Here is an 18,115-nt window from a genome sequence, read left to right on the forward strand (position 1 = left end):
CTCACGGTTTACGCTCCACGCTTCCTCCCCACGGTCGGTCACCCTTCCGCAGTTGCGCTTCACTTCGTTCGCTGTGGCCAGCTCACGGGAGGACTTGCACCTCCAGGAGTGCGCCCGTGCCGGGCGCACCAAAAAAGCCGCAGGCCGGGAGGCGCTGCGGCAGGTCGATCGTCCGATCGAAGGGGATAATCAATACAGTTTGGCGAGGGACTTCTTGGCGAAGGATTCGACTTCGTTCAACCGGCCTTCTTTCACCTTGATCAGCCATTCGGGATCCTGCAGAAGTGCCCGACCAACGGCAATCAGCTCGAACTCGTGGTTATTCATCCGCTCCACCAGCTCATCGATCCCGGCTTTCTCAACCGCTTCCTGCTTGCTGGCAAAGGTGCCGCTGATGAAATCTTCGGTCAGCCCGACACTGCCCACGGACATGGTCGGCTTGCCGGAAAGCTTCTGGGTCCAGCCTGCGAGGTTCAGATCCGAGCCTTCAAACTCCGGCTCCCAGAACCGGCGGGTAGAGGCGTGGAAAATGTCCACACCGGCTTCCACCAGTGGCTTCAGGAACCGTTCGAGTTCCTCAGGGCTGTTCACCAGTTTGGCTTCGTAATCCTGCTGCTTCCACTGGGAGAACCGCAGCATGATCGGGAAATCAGGCCCGACGCGATGGCGCACCGCCTCAACGATTTCGACCACGAAGCGCAGGCGGTTTTCCATAGAGCCGCCGTATTCATCGTCCCGCTGGTTGGTGCCTTCCCACAGGAACTGGTCCAGCAGGTAGCCATGGGCACCGTGGATCTCGACACCATCAAAACCGAGGGCTTTGGCATCCTGGGCGGCATCGGCAAAGGCGGTGACGACATCCTCAATATCCTCTTTGGTCATGGCTTTGCCGTTGGGCTTGCCAGGGCCAAACAGACCGGATGGGCTGTAACCGGGCACCGAAGGATCCGGAGGTGTGCCTTCCTTGCGTACGGCGCCAACGTGCCAGAGTTGCGGGAAAATGGCTCCACCGGCTTCGTGCACGGCATCAACAACGTTTTTCCAGCCTTGAAGGGCGTCGGAACCATGAAATGCCGGCACATTGGGATAACCACTGGCGGCGGGGTGATTTACTGTAGTGCCTTCGGTAATGATCAGACCAACGCCGGCTTCGGCGCGGCGCTGATAATAGGCCACAACATCCTCACCCGGCACACCATCAGGCGAGAAGTTGCGGGTCATCGGTGCCATCGCCACCCGGTTACGCAGCTTGAGGTTGTGAAGTTCAAACGGTTCGAAAAGCGGGCCAAGATTCATGCTCATGGTAATGTGCAACCTTACTAGTTTGGTTTCGTTAAGCAACCATATTGAATCTGGTTTTAAAATGCAACCCTATTCAGTACACTCCCACCATGGCCAGAAAACGTTTTGATGACTCCAGTTGCTCCGTCGCCCGTGCCCTCAATGAAGTGGGTGACTGGTGGTCCCTGCTGATCGTACTACACGCCATGTATGGCACCCGCCGGTTCGTGGACTTCCAGCAGGAACTGGGCATTGCCAAGAATATCCTCTGCGATCGTCTGGCCCGGCTGGTGGATAACGAGGTGTTGCGCAAGGTGGATGTGGGCGAACACGGCTCCCGCTTTGAATACCGCTTGACTGAGAAAGGCCGGGATCTGTTCCCGGTGGTGATTGCCCTGCGCCAGTGGGGCGACAAGTGGAATCCCGCCCCGGACCAGACACCCCTGGACCTGCGCGACCGTGCCACCGGCCGCCCTATTCACACGGTGGAAGTCCAGAATGCCGATGGCAACCCCCTGAGCATCCGGGATGTGTTCGTACCGGACGAGAGTCTGCCCGAAGGCAAAAGACCTCCGCCTGACTCTCCGCAGTAATCGCGGCACCGCCCGATTTCTTGAGCTACGTCAATCTTGCGATCAAACCAGCCCCCCTGCCCGGCCAATCTTGCGCTAAATCAAGTTTCCTTTCTCCGCTGCCACTAATCTGAAGCCATCAACGATTCAGGTTAAGGAGATGGATATGTCCCGCACATTTAAACTTGGTGTTCTGGCTGCAGCGGTTATGGCTGCGGCGCCGGCTGTTCAAGCGTACGAAGCTGGTGATTTTATTGGCCGCGTTGGCGTGGTGACTGTTGATCCGGATTCCTCCAGCAGCAATTTGAACTCCAATGCTCTTGGTGAGCTTGACGGCGCCAAGGTTAGCGTTGATTCCAACACTCAGTTGGGCCTGACCGTGAGCTATATGTTCACTGATCAGATTGCTCTGGGTGTTCTGGGCGCGACGCCGTTCAAGCACAACATTGAAGGTGATGGATCCATTCTGGGTGGCGACGGCAAACTGGCCGAAACCAAGCAACTGCCGCCAACCATCACGCTGCAATACTTCCCGATGCCAAGTGGCAGCAAGTTCCAGCCTTATGTTGGCGTTGGCGTGAACTACACCAACTTCTTTGAAGAGAAAACCACCCAGACTCTGACCGATACCTATGCAACACTCGCCTCAGGCGTGGACCGCACCGACATCGAACTGGATGACAGCTTTGGCTTGGCAGCTGAGATTGGCCTGGATTACATGGTCACAGACAACATCGGTGTAAACGCCGCTATCTGGTACGCAGACATCGATACCGAGGCCACCATCAACGCCTACGCTGGCAACACTAAAGCAGACACCAGCACCATTGACGTTGATATCGACCCCTGGGTCTACATGGTAGGCCTGTCCTACAAGTTTTGATCCTCGTGCCTCCGTCAGTCGCCACGGTCTGTTGGCTGGCGGAAGGTGCGTTCTCCTGTGCGGGGCCCTCCGGCCCCGCCTTTTTTTTGTCCGCCAGAAACAGGAAGGCGGAGCACCTGGCCCCGCCTTCCTGAACTGTCCTGACCTGCCTCAGGCACTCTGGCGCTGGGCTGAGCGGCTTCGCTGACCACCGCCATTCTGGCTCCGGCCACCACTGCGGCCACCTGGCTTGTCCCCAAAGCTTTTCGGCTTGCCTCCGGGCCGGCCATTACCACCACCGTTACTACTGCGGGTACGGGCGCGGCTGGGATCGGCCTTGGCTCTCGGCTTCAGCGGCAGGTTGTTGGTCGGCTCAAAGCCTTCCACTTCCGTGCGCGGCAGCTGCTTTTTGATCAGCCTTTCGATGCCCGCCAGCATTTTGCCTTCATCGGCACTGACCAGTGACAGCGCATGACCACTCTCACCGGCACGGCCGGTGCGACCAATACGATGCACATAGTCTTCCGGCACGTTGGGCAGTTCGAAGTTCACCACCTGGGGCAGCTGCTTGATGTCCAGACCACGAGCAGCGATATCCGTTGCCACCAGCACACGCACTTCGCCAGCCTTGAAGTCCGCCAGCGCGCGGGTGCGGGCACCCTGCGACTTGTTGCCGTGAATGGCAGCAGCGGTAATACCGTCCTTCTCCAGTTTCTGGGTCAGGCGGTTGGCACCGTGCTTGGTGCGGGTAAACACCAGCACCTGGTCCCAGCTGTTGTCACGCACCAGCTTGCTCAGCAGGGCGGTTTTCTGGCTCTGATCCACCGGGTAGACAGACTGCTTGATGTTTTCGGCAGAGGTGTTTCGAGCCGCCACTTCAACCTGAACCGGGTTATCCAGCAGACCTTCGGCCAGAGTCCGGATCTCGTTCGAGAAGGTGGCGGAGAACAACAGGTTCTGGCGCTTGGCTGGCAGCAGCGCAAGAATCTTGCGGATGTCGCGAATAAAGCCCATATCCAGCATGCGGTCGGCTTCGTCCAGCACCAGGATTTCCACTTCGTTGAAGCGCACAGCGTTCTGCTGATACAGGTCCATCAGGCGGCCCGGTGTTGCCACCAGCACGTCCAGGCCTTTGCGCAGCTTCATCATCTGCGGATTGATTTTCACACCACCGAAAACCACCGCGGCCTTGGTAGGAACGTATTTGCTGTAAAGATTCACGCTGTCGTGAACCTGTGCCGCCAGTTCACGGGTGGGCGTCAGGATCAGCGCGCGGGGGCCTTTGCCGGTGCGCGGGTTTTCACCCAGACGCTGCAGCAAGGGCAAGGTAAAACCGGCGGTTTTGCCGGTACCGGTCTGGGCAGCAGCCATAACGTCCCGGCCAGAAAGCACGGCGGGAATGGCCTGGGCCTGAATGGGAGACGGGGTTTCATAACCCTGGTCAGACGTGGCACGGACCAGCTGCTCGGACAAACCGAGTGAAGAAAAACTCATATTGGATCAACTCTTGATTATTCTGCCTCCACGACCACCGTTCTCGGTGAATGCGGGCAGATGCCATGAACATTCATGGAATAAAAGACGACTACGGTCACGCGCCGTTATCGGGGTGACGTCCTCTGACAGGTCGTATGGAAAGGTCGCACGGGCTTAAAGCCTTAAACTGCGGAATCCCTAGAGGCAGGATGCGGGCACATTAACAGAGGCCCGGGCAATTAGCCATAGGTGATTATAATAAGCATCCGAAGGAACCTGGCGGACATCCTCAAGTCAGAGTGTTTTGATCACCGGAAGCCAATATGGAGTTGAAAGAATGAGCGTCAGTATCGGCCCATTGAGCCTGTCCATCGACCACCTGCTCCTGGTCATCGCCTTCGGCCTGGCTCTGCTGGTTGGAGGGGTGCTGGGCCGCAAATATAGGGTGCCCGTAGCCGGATCGGTGGCCGATATCTTCGTGGTAGCGATGCTCTGTGCCCGGGTCGGTTTCGTTATCAGTTACTTCGAGCATTACCAGAATGATCTTCTGGGCATCATTGATATCCGGGACGGCGGTTTCGATGTGCTCTGGGGTGTCGTCGGCGCCCTCATCTTCACCGGCTTTCTGCTCTGGCGCAGGGAAGCGCAGCGCAAACCCCTGGCTACTGCTGCGCTGACGGGCGCCCTGTTCTGGGCTGCCACCGCAGGAACCATCACACTGATCGAACAGCAGGCCCGAGGCATGCCGGACGTTGCGCTGCATTCGCTCAATGGCGAAGCAGTCCACATGGACCAATTAGCGCCAGGCCAACCCTTGGTGGTGAACCTCTGGGCCACCTGGTGCCCGCCCTGTATTCGCGAAATGCCGGTGCTGGAGGAGGCCCAGCATATCTACCAGGATGTCGCCTTTGTGTTTGCCAACCAGAGGGAACAGCCGGAAACCATCCGTTCCTTTCTTGAGGAAAACCGTCTGAACCTGAACAATCTGTACCGGGACGATCAGGCTCAGCTGGCCCGGGCTGTGGGCAGCAATGGCTTACCAACCACGCTTTTCTACAATACCCAGGGCCAATTAATCGATTCCCACATGGGCGAACTGTCACGGGCAACACTGGCAAGAGGCCTGGAACAGATCCGTACACCCGAGGAATGAACCTGGCTCGATTTCCCGATAGTGGCCTGAGTTTTCTCTATTGAGTGGCCGCTTTGGCAAAATTCCCCAATGCGCCACTCACTTTATCGAGCACCTCATCGCATCCTTCGATGTCATGGCGGCCCTTCAGGTATTGCGGATCGTTGTACCCCAGCCATACCTCACCGTTGGCATCCTCCCAGATCAGGGCTTTCTGGGGCAGGTCAATGGCCACACTCTGGGCGCACTGCATCAGTGGCGTGCCGACTTTGGGGTTGCCAAAAATAACCACTTCGGTCGGACGCAATTCCAGACCGGCTTTTTCGGCGCCCTGCTGATGGTTAACGCGGGCCATGACCGTCATGCCCTTCTCTTTGAGCACAGACTCGAGTTTGTCGGCCGTGGTTTTTACATCGTGACTGCTTTTGATCGCGATCAGTCCATCTGCGGCATGGGTGAACGTGGCGAACAACAGGGTTGATGCCACGAGAACCAGTCTGAGAATGCAGCGCATAGTATCCTCCTGAGCCTTTGCTGAAGATTTCAGGATAGAACAGCAGCAGGCCCTACGCATTAAAACGCTTCAGTAGATCGCTGCCGCACCCTCTGGCCTGCTCTTGAAGCGCTTGTGCAGCCAGAGGTACTGATCGGGTTGCTCGCGAACGGTGGCTTCAATGAAACGGTTCCAGACTTTGGCGTCCTGTTCCGGATGTTCGCCGAAGGACTCCTGAATCGGAGAGAACACCACCCGGTAACTGCCATCGGGCATTCGCAGGTGACTCACGCAGATAACGGCGGCGCCGGATTCCCGGGCAATGTAGCTCGGCGACGTAATACAGCCGGCACTGACCCCGAAAAAGGGCACAAACACCTCCGACTTGTTGCCGAAATCCTGATCACAGGCGAACCAGACCTGCCCCCCTTCCTTAAGAAACGACAACATGGGTCTGATCTGACGCTTGGTGAAGGGCCGGATACCAAAATGGCGTCGGCGGCCGCGTTCGATCATACGGTCGATCACCGGGTTGTTGTTGGGGCGATACATGTAACCCGGCTTCTCGAGCTTGCAGGCAATCAAGGGCAGTGCAAAATCAAAAATACTGTAGTGACCACCGATCAGCAACACACCCTTGCCGCGTCGTTTCGCTTCTTCGAGGTGCTCGGTGCCATATACCGAGGCGCTTTCGCAATAGGGAGTCATATCCCGCCACCAGGCATGAACGCTTTCCAGAACGCCACGCGCCGAGGCCACAAAGGCATCCTCAACCAGTTGGCGACGGGTTGCTTCATCCAGATCCGGCATGCAGGCGGCGAGATTGGCGTCCGCAACCCTGGCCCGGGATCGCATTTTTCTGGAAAGCAGCCTCCCCAGCCAGCGACCAAAGCGCTGCTTCAGTCCCATGGGAAGAAATGAGAAAAGCCAGAGCAGGAAGACCAGAGCCCAGGCCCCCCAAAAAGCGGGATGCCAGAGAGCGCGTTTTCTACTTTTTCTACCGGAGGCCATACAACGATCGCCTGTGATCTGTAATAAGGAAGGGGTCGGTAAGCCTGACACATTCTCCGCTGGCGGGATACTTGAGATCCTCATGGGCCTTGTTGGCCCAAAAGGGGATCCAATTCCGGAATTCAGGAGTATGGTTTACAGGAGATACGCGTTTATACGTAGAAATCATCCTAAAAGACAGGAAATTCCTCGCTATGTCCCGATGGAAGTTCGCCCCCGGCATTCTTATCCTGCCGCTCGTATTCGCCGGCTGCAGTGAAAATAGCAGCCAACAGACGACAACACAGCCGACAGCAGAGCTCAAACCACCGTCGGAAACCGGGACACTCAAAGTCGCCACCCGCAATGGCTCCACCACCTATTACCTGGATCGCCACGAAAATCCTGTCGGTCCCGAGCATGCGCTGATCAGCGCCTACGCCGAACAGCGTGGCTGGGAGGTGGAATGGACCATGTTGGAATCCACCAGCGAAGTTCTGGCTGCGCTGGAATCCGGCAATACCCACCTGGCGGCAGCCGGGCTGACCCACCTGGCCTCCCGGGATGAGCGTTTCGCCCGGGGCCCGGCCCACACCGAGATTACCGAACAACTGGTCTGCCATCGCGATGCACGCCCCATGCCCCGGAAGCCCGAAGACATCCCGGGCACCGATATTGTCGTGACTGCCGGCTCCAGCTATGCCGAAACCCTGAACAAGCTCAATGAGCAACACCCGGGCATCGGGTTTCGGGAAGATGCAGACCGCACCACAGAAGTGATTCTCTCGGATGTCGCGGAACAGGACGTCGGCTGCACCGTGGCCGATTCCAACATTGTTCAGGTAATGCGCCGGCACTTCCCGCATCTGGAAGTGGCAATGACGCTCACAGAAGGCCGGAATCTGGGCTGGTACCTGCCCATGGGCTCGGAAGATCTTGGCTCGGATGCCCACGAGTGGATGAACAGCGTGGATGGCGATGAAGCCATCGGCCTGATGGAAAACCGCTACTATTCCTACATTGGTGATTTCGATTTTGTCGATCTGCGGGCACTGAACCGTCGGATTGAGGATCGGCTACCCGAGTTCATTGATGAATTCCGGGAAGCCGAGGCCAAAACCGGGATGCCCGCAGACCTTCTGGCCGCCCTGTCTTACCAGGAGTCCCATTGGGACCCGGCAGCAAAATCTCCCACCGGCGTCCGGGGCATCATGATGCTGACCCGACGAACCGCCGAATCACTGGGTGTGACCAACCGGCTGGACCCGGAGGCTGCCATTGATGGCGGAGCACGTTACCTGGCCGACCGGCACCGCCGCCTGCCAGAGACCATTCCGGAGCCAGACCGCACCTTCCTGGCGCTGGCCAGCTACAACATCGGCCGGGGCCATCTGCTGGATGCCCGTGCGCTGGCCCGGACCCTGAACAAGAATCCGGACTCCTGGCAGGAAATGACCGAGGTTTTACCCCTCAAGGCTGACAAGCGATACTACCCCAGCACCCGTTACGGGTACGCCCGTGGCTACGAGCCCGTGCACTACGTGCAGCGCATCCGCAACTACCGGGACGTCATACGTTCGGCCTTTGAATGATCAGGTCCCAAACAGGGCCGAGCGCAAAGGCCGCAGGAAACCACCGGATTCTTTCTGACTGGCGTGGGTCCGCTTGCCGTCGAATTCCAGGTAGCCATCCTCAATTGGCTCAAAGCGCAGGATTTTCACATCTTCCAGGTAATTCTGGGACGACTTCCAGGGCCCATGGGTACCCTGGCGGGGGAGACGATCAGCCGCACGATTGATATAGCCGGCATTGAGGGACCCCAGGACGGTGTCGTCGCCGCGACTGTTTTCGGTGTCCCGGGCCACAACGGTGCGATAGCCACGCTTGTCCATCAGGTTCATCAGCCGGCACAGATACTCGGCGGCAATATCCACCTTCAGGGTCCAGGAGATGTTGGTGTACCCGAAGATCATGCCGGCATTGGGCACGCCCTCCACCATCACGTTCTTGTAGATGATCTTGTCTTTCATCACCACTTCTTCACCATCCACCGTCGGTCGGATACCTCCCAGCATCTGGATATCCAGGCCGGTGGCCGGGATGATGATGTCAGCCGCCAGTTCCTCGCCCGATTTCAGGCGGATGCCGGTTTCCGTGAAGCGGTCAATATGATCGGTGGCAATGGACGCCTTGCCCGCTTTCATGGCCTGGAAAAGGTCCCCGTCTTTTACCACACACAGGCGCTGGTCCCAGGGATTGTAATCCGGCGTGAAGTGCCGCATATCGGCGGTGTCCCCAACCTTGCGTTTGATAATGCCCAGGAACAGCCGGCGCATGAACTTCGGGCTCCTTCTGGAGCGCAAGTAAAGAAAACGGGAAATGGAAATATTCCGGGCCCGGGTCAGCCGATAGGCGGTTCTCTCGGGCAATATTTTCTGCAGGGCCAGAGACACCTTGTCGGTTGAAGGCAGAGGCATCAGATAGGTGGGTGAGCGCTGCAGCATGGTGACATGAGCGGCCTGCTCTGCCATCGTCGGCACCAGGGTAATGGCAGTTGCGCCGCTGCCAATAACCACCACCTTCTTGCCCGCGTAGTCGAGATCTTCCGGCCAGTGCTGCGGGTGTACGATCTGGCCGCGGAAATCATTTTCACCCAGGAAGTCCGGCTTGTAGCCCTGATCATAATTGTAGTAGCCGGTACAGCCGACCATGAAGTTGGCGGTGTAGTATTCTGTTTCGCCGGTGGCTTCGTTCAGGGCCGAGAGCTTCCAGCATTTGTCGACACCTGACCAGTCCGCTGTCTTCACCGCCAGCCCGAAGCGGATGTGGCGCTCGACATCATGCTCCCTGGCGGTCTCCGCCACATAATTCTTGATCGATGCGCCGTCGGCCAGCACCTTGCCGCCTGTCCAGGGGCGGAAATTGTAGCCGAAGGTAAACATGTCCGAATCCGAGCGGATTCCCGGGTAACGGAACAGATCCCAGGTGCCACCCAGGGACTGCCGACGTTCGAGGATGGCAAACGACTTGCCGGGGCATTCACGCTTAAGATGGCATGCCATGCCAATGCCGGAAACGCCGGCACCGATGATCAGTACATCGAAATGCTGGTTACTCATTGCCTGTCCTCTCGGATTCCAGTCCGCTTTTTATAATCAATGGCCTGGAATCAAGATAGCTCAGGCAGGACAGCCCGGAAATTGGCCAAAGTGGTGCCGGCCTCCAGCGGTTTAAGTCAATCACAAGGTAAAAGTCCATCGGTCCGGTAAACCCGGTCAACTACCCGGGGTGAAATCGGGGTATTTCTTCTGCAGCCGATAGAGCCGGATGATGGTGATGATGTTGGTGACCAGCACCATGCCTTCTGCCAGGGTTCCACCCACGGAACCGATAACGATGTTGTTGAGCATCCAGGCCAGGGCAGCAAACCCGAGCACGATTCGCAGGGGAATACCCCTGAGCATGAACATGCCCACGGTGCCGAAAACGGCGGCGGCGAGGGGGAATACATCGGTGATGGATTTCCAGGTCGCCCAGGCAACGACCAGGTTTACCGCCAGCATGCCCAGCATAATAGGCCAGTTGCCCTGGTACTTGCGCGCCAAAGTAATGCGCACAATCACCAGAACGGTCAGTGCCGAGGCGGTCCAGCTCTCGAAGAACGCGAACATCAAGGCAAACGCAACGTTGGCGGAGATCAGCAGCACCATCAACCGGTCGTCATTCTTGTTCGCGAAGCCGGCAATGCAGAAACCCAGGGCTACAAGACCGCACACCTGGCCCAGAACCTCGGCGAGGGTCATGTCCGCGATCAGATCAATCATCCTTTACCGGCCTGTCGCTCGTCGCCATATCGGTAATCCCCTCTGCCCGCAAAAGGTTTCAGCCTGCCACAATCAGGGCCTTTGAGCCATCAAGCTCCCTGTGCCAAAGTGCTCACGTCATTCAGCAAGGACCACTCAAGACCATGAAAACCGTATTCTCTCCATTGCACAGCCGCCGACACGTCAAAACCGAACTGGATGGCGGACTGCTGATCGAGCCTCACGAGAAGCCGTCCCGTGCCGAAACCATCCTGGCACGAGTGAAAGAACAGGCGCTGGGAGAGATTCTGGAACCGGAAGAATATGGCCTGGAGCCCGTCAAACGGGTACACACCGCCGATTACGTGGCGTTCCTGAAAACCTGCTGGCAGGAATGGTTGGCTGCCGGCAAACCGGGTGAAGCCATCCCGGCGGTCTGGGCGGGTCGCGGCATGCGCCATCGGCTGCCCAGGGACATCGACGGCCGGCTGGGCTATTACAGCTTCGCGGCGGAGACGTCGATCTCGGATGGTACGTGGGAAGCCGCCCGGGCATCCGCCAATGTGGCCCTGACCGCCCAGAAACTGGTGGCCGGAGGCGAGCGCGCTGCCTTTGCCCTGTGCCGCCCACCCGGACATCACGCCCATGCCGATCTGTTCGGCGGGTACTGTTTCTTCAACAACGCCGCCATCGTGGCTCAGGCCTTTCGTGACCAGGGCTATGGCAAGGTCGCGGTGCTGGATGTGGACTTCCACCACGGCAACGGCACCCAGGCAATCTTCTATGATCGCAACGACGTGCTGACCATCAGCCTGCATGGCGATCCGGATCTGGTGTTTCCCCATTTTCTGGGCTTTGAAGACGAGATTGGCGAGGGCGCCGGTGAGGGCTACAACCTGAACATGGTTTACCCGCCAAACACGCCCTACAGTGTCTGGAGTCAGGGTCTGGAAACCGCCTGCGAGCGGATCCAGTCATTCCAGCCAGACGCCCTGGTCGTTGCCCTGGGTGTCGATACCTTCGAAGAGGACCCGATTTCGTTCTTCAAGCTGACCTCCGGCGATTATCTGACCCTGGGCCAACGTCTCGCCCGGCTTGGACTACCAACGGTATTTACCATGGAAGGCGGTTACGACGTCGACGCCATCGGCGTGAATGCGGTGAACGTCATGCAGGGATTCGACAGGGCTGCAGGCTGAATCAGCCCTTGAAGCCCTTGCCGAGAATGTAGACTTCCCGGGAGCGGGAGCGGGAGGAATCCGGCTTTCGCACCACAACCTTGTCGAAGACAGCGCGGACCGATTTCAGGTACTCATCGTACCCTTCGCCCTGGAACACCTTGGCCAGGAAGCTGCCCTTGGGCTTGAGCACCTGGCTTGCCATGTCCAGGGCCAGTTCGACGAGATACATGGACGAGGCCTGGTCGGCCACGGTCACGCCGCTGATGTTCGGAGCCATGTCGGAAATCACCACGTCCACCGGGTCATCACCCAGGGTGGCCATGATCGACTCGAACACGTCGTTCTCAGTGAAATCGCCCTGAATGAAATCGACGCCGGCAATGGCGTCCATGGGGAGGATATCTGAGGCAATGACACGGCCCTTATGGCCCACCAGTTTGGCCGCCACCTGAGACCAGCCGCCAGGTGCAGAGCCCAGATCCACCACCACCATATTGGGGTGGATCAGCCGGTCCTTCTTGTTGATTTCACGAAGCTTGTAACTGGCCCGCGAGCGGTAGCCATCCACCTGCGCCTGTTTCACGAAAGGGTCGTTGACGTGCTCTTCAAGCCAGCGGTTACTGCTTTTGGATCGGGCCATGGGGTCTCTTCACAACGGGAAAGCCAAATTTCAATTGTACGTGCCGCGCCGGGCGGCGGCAAAATCCTGACAACCGGGACGGCCACACGTACAATCCTGCCTGAATTCTGTGATTTTTCAGAACCCACCACGCCCACCTGACGGGAGAGCGCGCTCGTGAACCTGGCCGACATCAAAAAGCTGCACCAGAAAAAGTACCGGCAGTCGTTTGGCCACTATCTGGTTGAGGGCGAACACCTGGTTCTCGAGCTGCAGAAAGCCGCCGACCGCCAACCCGCTCTGACGGCCTCGGAACTTTACGTCACCGGAGCCTATGAGCACTGGCAGAGCCCGTTCAGAACCCATGTCATCAGCGATCGCCAGATGGCACAGCTCGCCGACACCCGAACACCCCAGGGGATTCTGGCGGTGGTGCCCATGCCGGAGCGCCCGGCGGAACCGGTGCCCGGCGAAAAAACGATTTACCTGCATGAGGTTCAGGACCCCGGCAACCTCGGTACGATACTGCGCACCCTCGCCTGGTTCGGCGGTTTCCGATGTCTGCTGAGCCCGGGCAGTGTCGACCCCTTCAACCCGAAGGTAGTGCGAGCCAGCATGGGGGCGCTCTTTCACGTCCCTCTTGAAACCGACGTTGCTCTGACAAGCCTTCCCGACCGATACCAGAGCCTGGCCTGCCTCGACCTCAATGGCGGTTCGATGGCATCCCGGGGCTTCAGGGAACACGACTGTTATCTGTTCGGCAACGAGGCCCGGGGCGTGCCGCGGGAGGCCCTCAATCAATTGAAGGCGGTGTCGTACAGCATTCAAGGCCAGGGGCAGATCGAGTCCCTGAACCTGGCCTCAGCGGTGAATATGTGCACCTACGAATTAATGCGGGACCTTTAGACTGCAAACCCCATGCTCTGAGCACTTTCCCCAATCGTTCTGGCGGAAACCGCCATTGCCTGTGCTTTGCCAATTGAGCACGATCAGAGTCTGATCCCGAGACCGGACTGATGACTATGGAACGCTATCTCCAGCCCACCGCCTTTTTTGACTATGACCATCCCCGGCTGCAGGCCTGGATCGAGTCACAGCTGGAGGGTGTTCCTGATGAGCCGGTGGAACAGATCAAAGCGCTCTATCTCGCTGTTCGTGACAGCATCAGCTACAACCCCTACGTATTCCGGACCGATGCCAACACGTTCAGTGCCAGCTACGCTCTGGAAAGCGGCGAAACCTACTGCATCCCCAAGGCCGTTCTTCTGGGCGCGGCTGCTCGCTCGATTGGCATTCCCAGCCGGCTTGGGCTGGCCGATGTTCGCAATCATCTCTCAAGTCCGAAACTGATCGAATGGCTGCAGTCGGACATCTTCCGAATGCACGGTTACATCGAGCTTTTCCTGAACGGCCAATGGGTCAAGGCAACGCCGGCGTTCAACCGGCAACTGTGCGAACTGATGAAGGTGGAACCGCTGGAATTCGACGGGGTGCACGATTCCATGTTTCAGGAGTACACCGAGGATGGCCACGCGCACATGGAGTATGTGAACGACCATGGCCTGTTCGACGACGTGCCTCATGAGTTCATCGTCTCTGGTGTCCGGGCGGCCTACAGTCATCTCTTTGCCGAAGAAGAGGAGCCTGAAGCTCCGAAAGGCAGTCTGGTGCAGGATATATCGAGCCCCTAGAGCCTGCTCGAATCCAGGAAGACCTTATTCTCTCCTCGCTACGGTGTCTGCTCTCTGCCCTGCCAGCGCTCCAGTGATCGCATCCAGCACGGCATCAGAATCGGGCACTGTTTTCCCTGTCTCAGTCTCACCAACGCGGCTGAAGCGCCTAAAATCAATGGCGCTCCAATTCTTCGGGTCCATAATGCGCTGCACCCGCTCAACATTGTCACGGGTTGCAGGTTCCAGCTTGTAGCGGAAAACATAGTCCGGTGACATATCTCCGAAATCCTGGCCATGTTGATAATCATGCAGCAGGAGCAAGGCAAGTCCACCGCCCATGAAATGTCGGCCGAGGCTGACCAGTAACTCCCCCTGCCGGATACTTTCCAGGGCCTCAGGTTCCCAGTCTACGCCGCCCACCAACAGATCTTTGCCCGGCGTCCGGCCGGCATTTCGAGCGGCTTCAATGGCACCCATTGCCATACCATCACTCGCGCTCCAGATTGAGACAGTATTCGGATAGCGCTTCAGCAGGACCTCCGTTTTTTCACGGGCCAGCGTGCCGCTCCAGTTGGCGTACACCAGTTGCATAAGCTCGCTGCGCTGCTGGACCGCAGCCGCCAGCAGCCCTCCATTCCTGTCCTTGGTGGCAGACGAATCAAGGGTTCCCGAGAGGGCGACCATGGGAATACTGGGGCCGGAGGCCAGCCCCAATTGTTCGGCCTGTTTGCCCAGCAGCGTTACCAGAGAACGGCCGGCGGCAATATTGTCCGGCGAAAGATGGCCGAGCCAGCCCGACAAGACACTTCGGGGCATACCGATGCTGGCTCGAGCGGCGTCAGGCACATCGGTATTGAAGGTAAACGTCTTTACACCGGCCCCATCCGCGAGCCTGAGCATGGATTCGGTAACATGCTCCTTGCACATGAACAGCAGGTAGTCGGGCTTTTCTTCTCGGGCCAATACGTCCTTCGCCATGCGAAGATAGCTGAATCGATGACTCTCCCGATCGTACTGAACCTCCAGGTCTACCTCGAGATCCTCCGCTACTGCCTCCATGAAACCGGCCACCAGTTGCCAGAACCGGGAGTCGTCCGGGGAAAGAAAAACAACGCTTGGCCGGGTGCCGGCGTCTGCCAAAGGAACTGTAAACAGGAGCAGGAAACCAATGAGGAAGCGGGCTGGAAAGGACTTCATGTAATGAACAACCCTCTGGACGATCTGGCAGAGTTGGCTTTTAAGGGGCCTAAGCTACCGACCTGTCGTGTAACACACAAGCGGAGATCCGTAACCAATGTCTCAGTTCAGAAGGGAATGTTCAGCGGCCGGAGCGGGGTCTTCAAACTCAACGTAGAGCTGGCCGGCCAATTGTTCGTAGAGCCCGGCTTCTTTGAGGCTCTTCATCCGAGCCGAGAGCCTGGTCAGGAACTGCCGGTTGGCTTCGGTGTTGTGGCAGGTAAGCCGATCGTAACTTTCAAGAAGGGGCGTCTTCGGATCGTAGCTGAGCTCGTCCATGAAAGGCCGGACATCCGGAACCGCAGCAATCATGGCGCCGAATCTCTGGTGCTCGAGCATGGCCAGGTTCTGGGCATCGCTCTTCGACCAGATCACATTAACGTCGTGGCCCTCCAGCACTCCGTCCAGATAGGTCTCATGACCAATAACCGCACCCACGGTTTTCCCCTCCAGTTGCGACAGGGAACTGATGGGATCTGCGTCCTGCGGGGTGAACAGGTAATAGGTGAATTTGCCGAGTGGAAAACTGGCAATAACCGCATCGTCGCCCAATCGACGCTCCAGGACCTCGGTGAAGGAATAGATGCAGTCTGCGCCATGCTGCTCGAATACCATCATGGCCCGTTTGTAGGGAAAGAACTGCTCGGTCACAGGCACATCAAGGCCTTCCAGGGCCCTGTGCAGGATTCTCTGGTAAACACCATCCCGGTTTTCGGTCAGCAGGCTGGTGATATCCGGAACCGCGATCCGGATCACCGGATCGGCCACGGCAGGCGTACTCAGTATGACTGCGGCAAACAGGAGTACCCGAAATCCAGAGAGGTAGCGTTTCATGACTCGCGCATCAGTCCATGACGACAAATAAATGACTATTTTTCATACAGGTTCCGCAGTATGGCAATGTCGTATTCTATACGCCAGAAAAACCTTGTTAAATATGGGGATTTGAAAAAAAAGGCACCGGATCGCTCCGGTGCCTTTCTCTCTCATCAGGCGGCGTTGAGTCGATTACGCCGCTTCGTCTTCGCTCTCGTCCACAGAATTGCGGATCAGGAAGTCAAAGGCGCTGAGGGCGGCTTTGGAACCTTCGCCCATGGAGATCACGATCTGCTTGTAAGGCACGGTCGTCGCGTCGCCCGCTGCAAAAACGCCCGGAATGGAGGTTTCGTTGCGGTCGTTAACGATGATCTCGCCGTGCTGGCTGAGTTCGATGTCACCCTTCAGCCATTCGGTGTTGGGCACCAGGCCGATCTGTACAAACACACCTTCCAGGGAGATGTGATGCTGCTCACCGGAGTTGCGGTCGGTGTAATTCAGACCGTTGACCTTGCCATTCTCCCCGGTAATCTCGGTGGTCTGTCCTGACGTGATGATCTCCACGTTCTTCAGACTCCGCAGTTTCTTCTGCAACACCTCATCAGCACGCATCTCGGCACCGAATTCGATCAGGGTTACATGGCCCACGATACCGGCCAGATCGATGGCTGCCTCGACACCGGAGTTACCTCCACCGATTACCGCCACGCGCTTGCCCTTGAACAGGGGGCCGTCGCAGTGCGGGCAGTAGGCCACACCCTTGTTGCGGTACTCTTCCTCTCCCGGAACGCCCATCTGGCGCCAGCGGGCACCGGTGGACAGCACCAGGCTGCGCGCTTTGAGAGTGGCACCGTTTTCCAACCTTACCTGGTGGAGCATGCCCGGGCGTGACGCCGGGATCAGCTTCTCCGCGCGCTGCATGTTCATGATATCCACGTCGTATTCCTTGACGTTTTGCTCCATGGCCGCCACCAGTTTCGGACCCTCGGTGTAGGGTACGGAAATCAGGTTCTCAATGCCCATGGTGTCAGCCACCTGGCCACCGAAACGCTCGGCCGCGATGCCGGTGGAAATGCCCTTCCGCGCAGCGTAGATAGCAGCAGAAGCGCCAGCCGGGCCGCCACCAATGATCAGGACCTCAAAGGCGTCTTTCTGATTGATTTTCTCGGCGTCTTTCTCGCTGGAGCTGGTGTCCAGCTTGGCAACAATTTCTTCCAGGGTCATACGGCCCTGGCCCCAGGGCTCACCGTTCATGTAAACGCTGGGAACCGCCATGACTTCGCGCTGCTCCACTTCATCCTGGAACAGGGCCCCATCGATCGAGGTGTTCGTGATGTTCGGGTTCAACACGCTCATCAGGTTCAGGGCCTGAACCACGTCCGGGCAGTTCTGGCAGGACAGCGAGAAGTAGGTTTCAAACTCGAACCGGCCTTCCAGAGACTGGATCTGCTCGATCACATCCTGGGACGCCTTGGAGGGATGGCCACCCACCTGCAGCAGGGCCAGGACCAGGGAAGTAAACTCGTGGCCCATGGGGATGCCCGCAAAGCGAACGCCAATATCGGTGCCTACTCGGTTGATGGCGAAGGACGGACGACGCACGTCATTGGATTCTTCAGTGCGGAGACTGATCTTGGAAGACATCGGTTCCAGCTCTTCCAGCAGCTCCCGGAGTTCCTGGGACTTCTTGCTGTCGTCATAGGCCGCGACCAGCTCAATCGGCTGCTGCAGCTTGTCCATGTAGGCCTTGAGCTGTTCCTTGATATTGGCATCCAACATAGTCTGACTTCTCCTTTACATTCCGAAACTAAGTATTTGAATCAAATACGGTGGTTAAGTTGAGATGGTCCAAAGATACGGCCCCGCAACTCAATGCTCAAATTAATTGACCCAAACTGTTTGATAGGACTTTGCTATACCGGAAGATTCACCGCTGCTCGGGGCTTGACCAATAGCGCATATCCACCGAAAGCCTGCCGCA

General features: G+C 57.9%; 17 protein-coding genes. 7 read left to right on the forward strand and 10 right to left on the reverse strand.

Annotated elements, in window-relative coordinates:
• Window positions 1-189 precede the first annotated feature (189 nt).
• Window positions 190-1,302 (reverse strand): NADH:flavin oxidoreductase, encoded by a 1,113-nt coding sequence (locus tag AC13DD_RS03030; protein WP_008172665.1) that lies wholly within the window; start codon window positions 1,300-1,302, stop codon window positions 190-192.
• Between the two features lie 89 nt (window positions 1,303-1,391).
• Here AC13DD_RS03030 and AC13DD_RS03035 point away from each other — a divergent pair, with 89 nt between their 5' ends.
• Together AC13DD_RS03035 and AC13DD_RS03040 are read left to right on the forward strand one after the other, a co-directional pair.
• Window positions 1,392-1,874, forward strand: coding sequence for a winged helix-turn-helix transcriptional regulator (locus AC13DD_RS03035; protein WP_008172663.1), 483 nt, complete (start codon window positions 1,392-1,394; stop codon window positions 1,872-1,874).
• Window positions 1,875-2,019: 145 nt separating this feature from the next.
• Window positions 2,020-2,736 carry an OmpW/AlkL family protein gene (locus AC13DD_RS03040; RefSeq protein WP_286803975.1) on the forward strand — a complete coding sequence of 239 codons (717 nt, stop codon included), beginning with the start codon at window positions 2,020-2,022 and terminating at the stop codon, window positions 2,734-2,736.
• Window positions 2,737-2,886: 150 nt separating this feature from the next.
• On the opposite strand, the gene AC13DD_RS03045 is transcribed toward AC13DD_RS03040, so the two are convergent.
• Entirely contained in the window at window positions 2,887-4,209 is a 1,323-nt protein-coding gene (locus AC13DD_RS03045) for a DEAD/DEAH box helicase (protein ID WP_104270941.1), read from the reverse strand.
• A gap of 319 nt (window positions 4,210-4,528) precedes the next feature.
• Between AC13DD_RS03045 and AC13DD_RS03050 the strand changes: the two genes are divergently transcribed.
• Window positions 4,529-5,344: a prolipoprotein diacylglyceryl transferase family protein gene (locus AC13DD_RS03050; RefSeq protein ID WP_482930847.1), complete on the forward strand. Its 816-nt coding sequence runs from the start codon at window positions 4,529-4,531 to the stop codon at window positions 5,342-5,344.
• A gap of 37 nt (window positions 5,345-5,381) precedes the next feature.
• Here the strand turns inward: AC13DD_RS03050 and AC13DD_RS03055 are convergent, their stop codons facing one another.
• Entirely contained in the window at window positions 5,382-5,837 is a 456-nt protein-coding gene (locus AC13DD_RS03055) for a DUF302 domain-containing protein (protein WP_482930848.1), read from the reverse strand.
• Between the two features lie 69 nt (window positions 5,838-5,906).
• Window positions 5,907-6,827, reverse strand: a complete 921-nt coding sequence (locus AC13DD_RS03060; protein WP_008172651.1) for a lysophospholipid acyltransferase family protein — start codon at window positions 6,825-6,827, stop codon at window positions 5,907-5,909.
• A 194-nt stretch (window positions 6,828-7,021) separates the two neighbouring features.
• Here AC13DD_RS03060 and mltF point away from each other — a divergent pair, with 194 nt between their 5' ends.
• Complete coding sequence (gene mltF / locus AC13DD_RS03065) at window positions 7,022-8,398, forward strand: membrane-bound lytic murein transglycosylase MltF (protein ID WP_273043864.1); 1,377 nt, start codon at window positions 7,022-7,024, stop codon at window positions 8,396-8,398.
• Here mltF and AC13DD_RS03070 read toward each other — a convergent pair whose 3' ends face one another.
• Both AC13DD_RS03070 and AC13DD_RS03075 read right to left on the reverse strand, forming a co-directional pair.
• A complete protein-coding gene (locus AC13DD_RS03070) occupies window positions 8,399-9,925 on the reverse strand; it encodes a flavin-containing monooxygenase (RefSeq protein ID WP_482930849.1) in 1,527 nt (508 codons plus the stop codon).
• 156 nt (window positions 9,926-10,081) lie between these two features.
• Complete coding sequence (locus AC13DD_RS03075) at window positions 10,082-10,630, reverse strand: YgjV family protein (RefSeq protein ID WP_008172644.1); 549 nt, start codon at window positions 10,628-10,630, stop codon at window positions 10,082-10,084.
• A 143-nt stretch (window positions 10,631-10,773) separates the two neighbouring features.
• Here AC13DD_RS03075 and AC13DD_RS03080 point away from each other — a divergent pair, with 143 nt between their 5' ends.
• Window positions 10,774-11,808, forward strand: a complete 1,035-nt coding sequence (locus tag AC13DD_RS03080) for a histone deacetylase family protein (protein WP_424006034.1) — start codon at window positions 10,774-10,776, stop codon at window positions 11,806-11,808.
• Window position 11,809: 1 nt separating this feature from the next.
• Here the strand turns inward: AC13DD_RS03080 and rlmE are convergent, their stop codons facing one another.
• Window positions 11,810-12,430, reverse strand: a complete 621-nt coding sequence (gene rlmE / locus AC13DD_RS03085; protein ID WP_482930850.1) for a 23S rRNA (uridine(2552)-2'-O)-methyltransferase RlmE — start codon at window positions 12,428-12,430, stop codon at window positions 11,810-11,812.
• 156 nt (window positions 12,431-12,586) lie between these two features.
• On the opposite strand from rlmE, the gene AC13DD_RS03090 reads away from it, so the two are divergent.
• The gene (locus AC13DD_RS03090; RefSeq protein ID WP_092030706.1) at window positions 12,587-13,315 is read left to right on the forward strand and encodes a TrmH family RNA methyltransferase; all 729 of its coding nucleotides are present in this window, start codon (window positions 12,587-12,589) and stop codon (window positions 13,313-13,315) included.
• Between the two features lie 116 nt (window positions 13,316-13,431).
• The gene (locus AC13DD_RS03095; protein WP_482930851.1) at window positions 13,432-14,100 is read left to right on the forward strand and encodes a transglutaminase-like domain-containing protein; all 669 of its coding nucleotides are present in this window, start codon (window positions 13,432-13,434) and stop codon (window positions 14,098-14,100) included.
• Between the two features lie 24 nt (window positions 14,101-14,124).
• Here AC13DD_RS03095 and AC13DD_RS03100 read toward each other — a convergent pair whose 3' ends face one another.
• From AC13DD_RS03100 to ahpF, 3 genes are all read right to left on the reverse strand, one after another.
• On the reverse strand, window positions 14,125-15,279 hold the full coding sequence (locus tag AC13DD_RS03100) for an ABC transporter substrate-binding protein (protein WP_482930852.1): 1,155 nt from the start codon (window positions 15,277-15,279) through the stop codon (window positions 14,125-14,127).
• Between the two features lie 102 nt (window positions 15,280-15,381).
• The gene (locus AC13DD_RS03105) at window positions 15,382-16,152 is read right to left on the reverse strand and encodes a hypothetical protein (protein ID WP_405417604.1); all 771 of its coding nucleotides are present in this window, start codon (window positions 16,150-16,152) and stop codon (window positions 15,382-15,384) included.
• 174 nt (window positions 16,153-16,326) lie between these two features.
• On the reverse strand, window positions 16,327-17,913 hold the full coding sequence (gene ahpF / locus AC13DD_RS03110; RefSeq protein WP_092030701.1) for an alkyl hydroperoxide reductase subunit F: 1,587 nt from the start codon (window positions 17,911-17,913) through the stop codon (window positions 16,327-16,329).
• Window positions 17,914-18,115 lie beyond the last annotated feature (202 nt).

The organism is Marinobacter sp. L-13 (assembly GCF_056857715.1).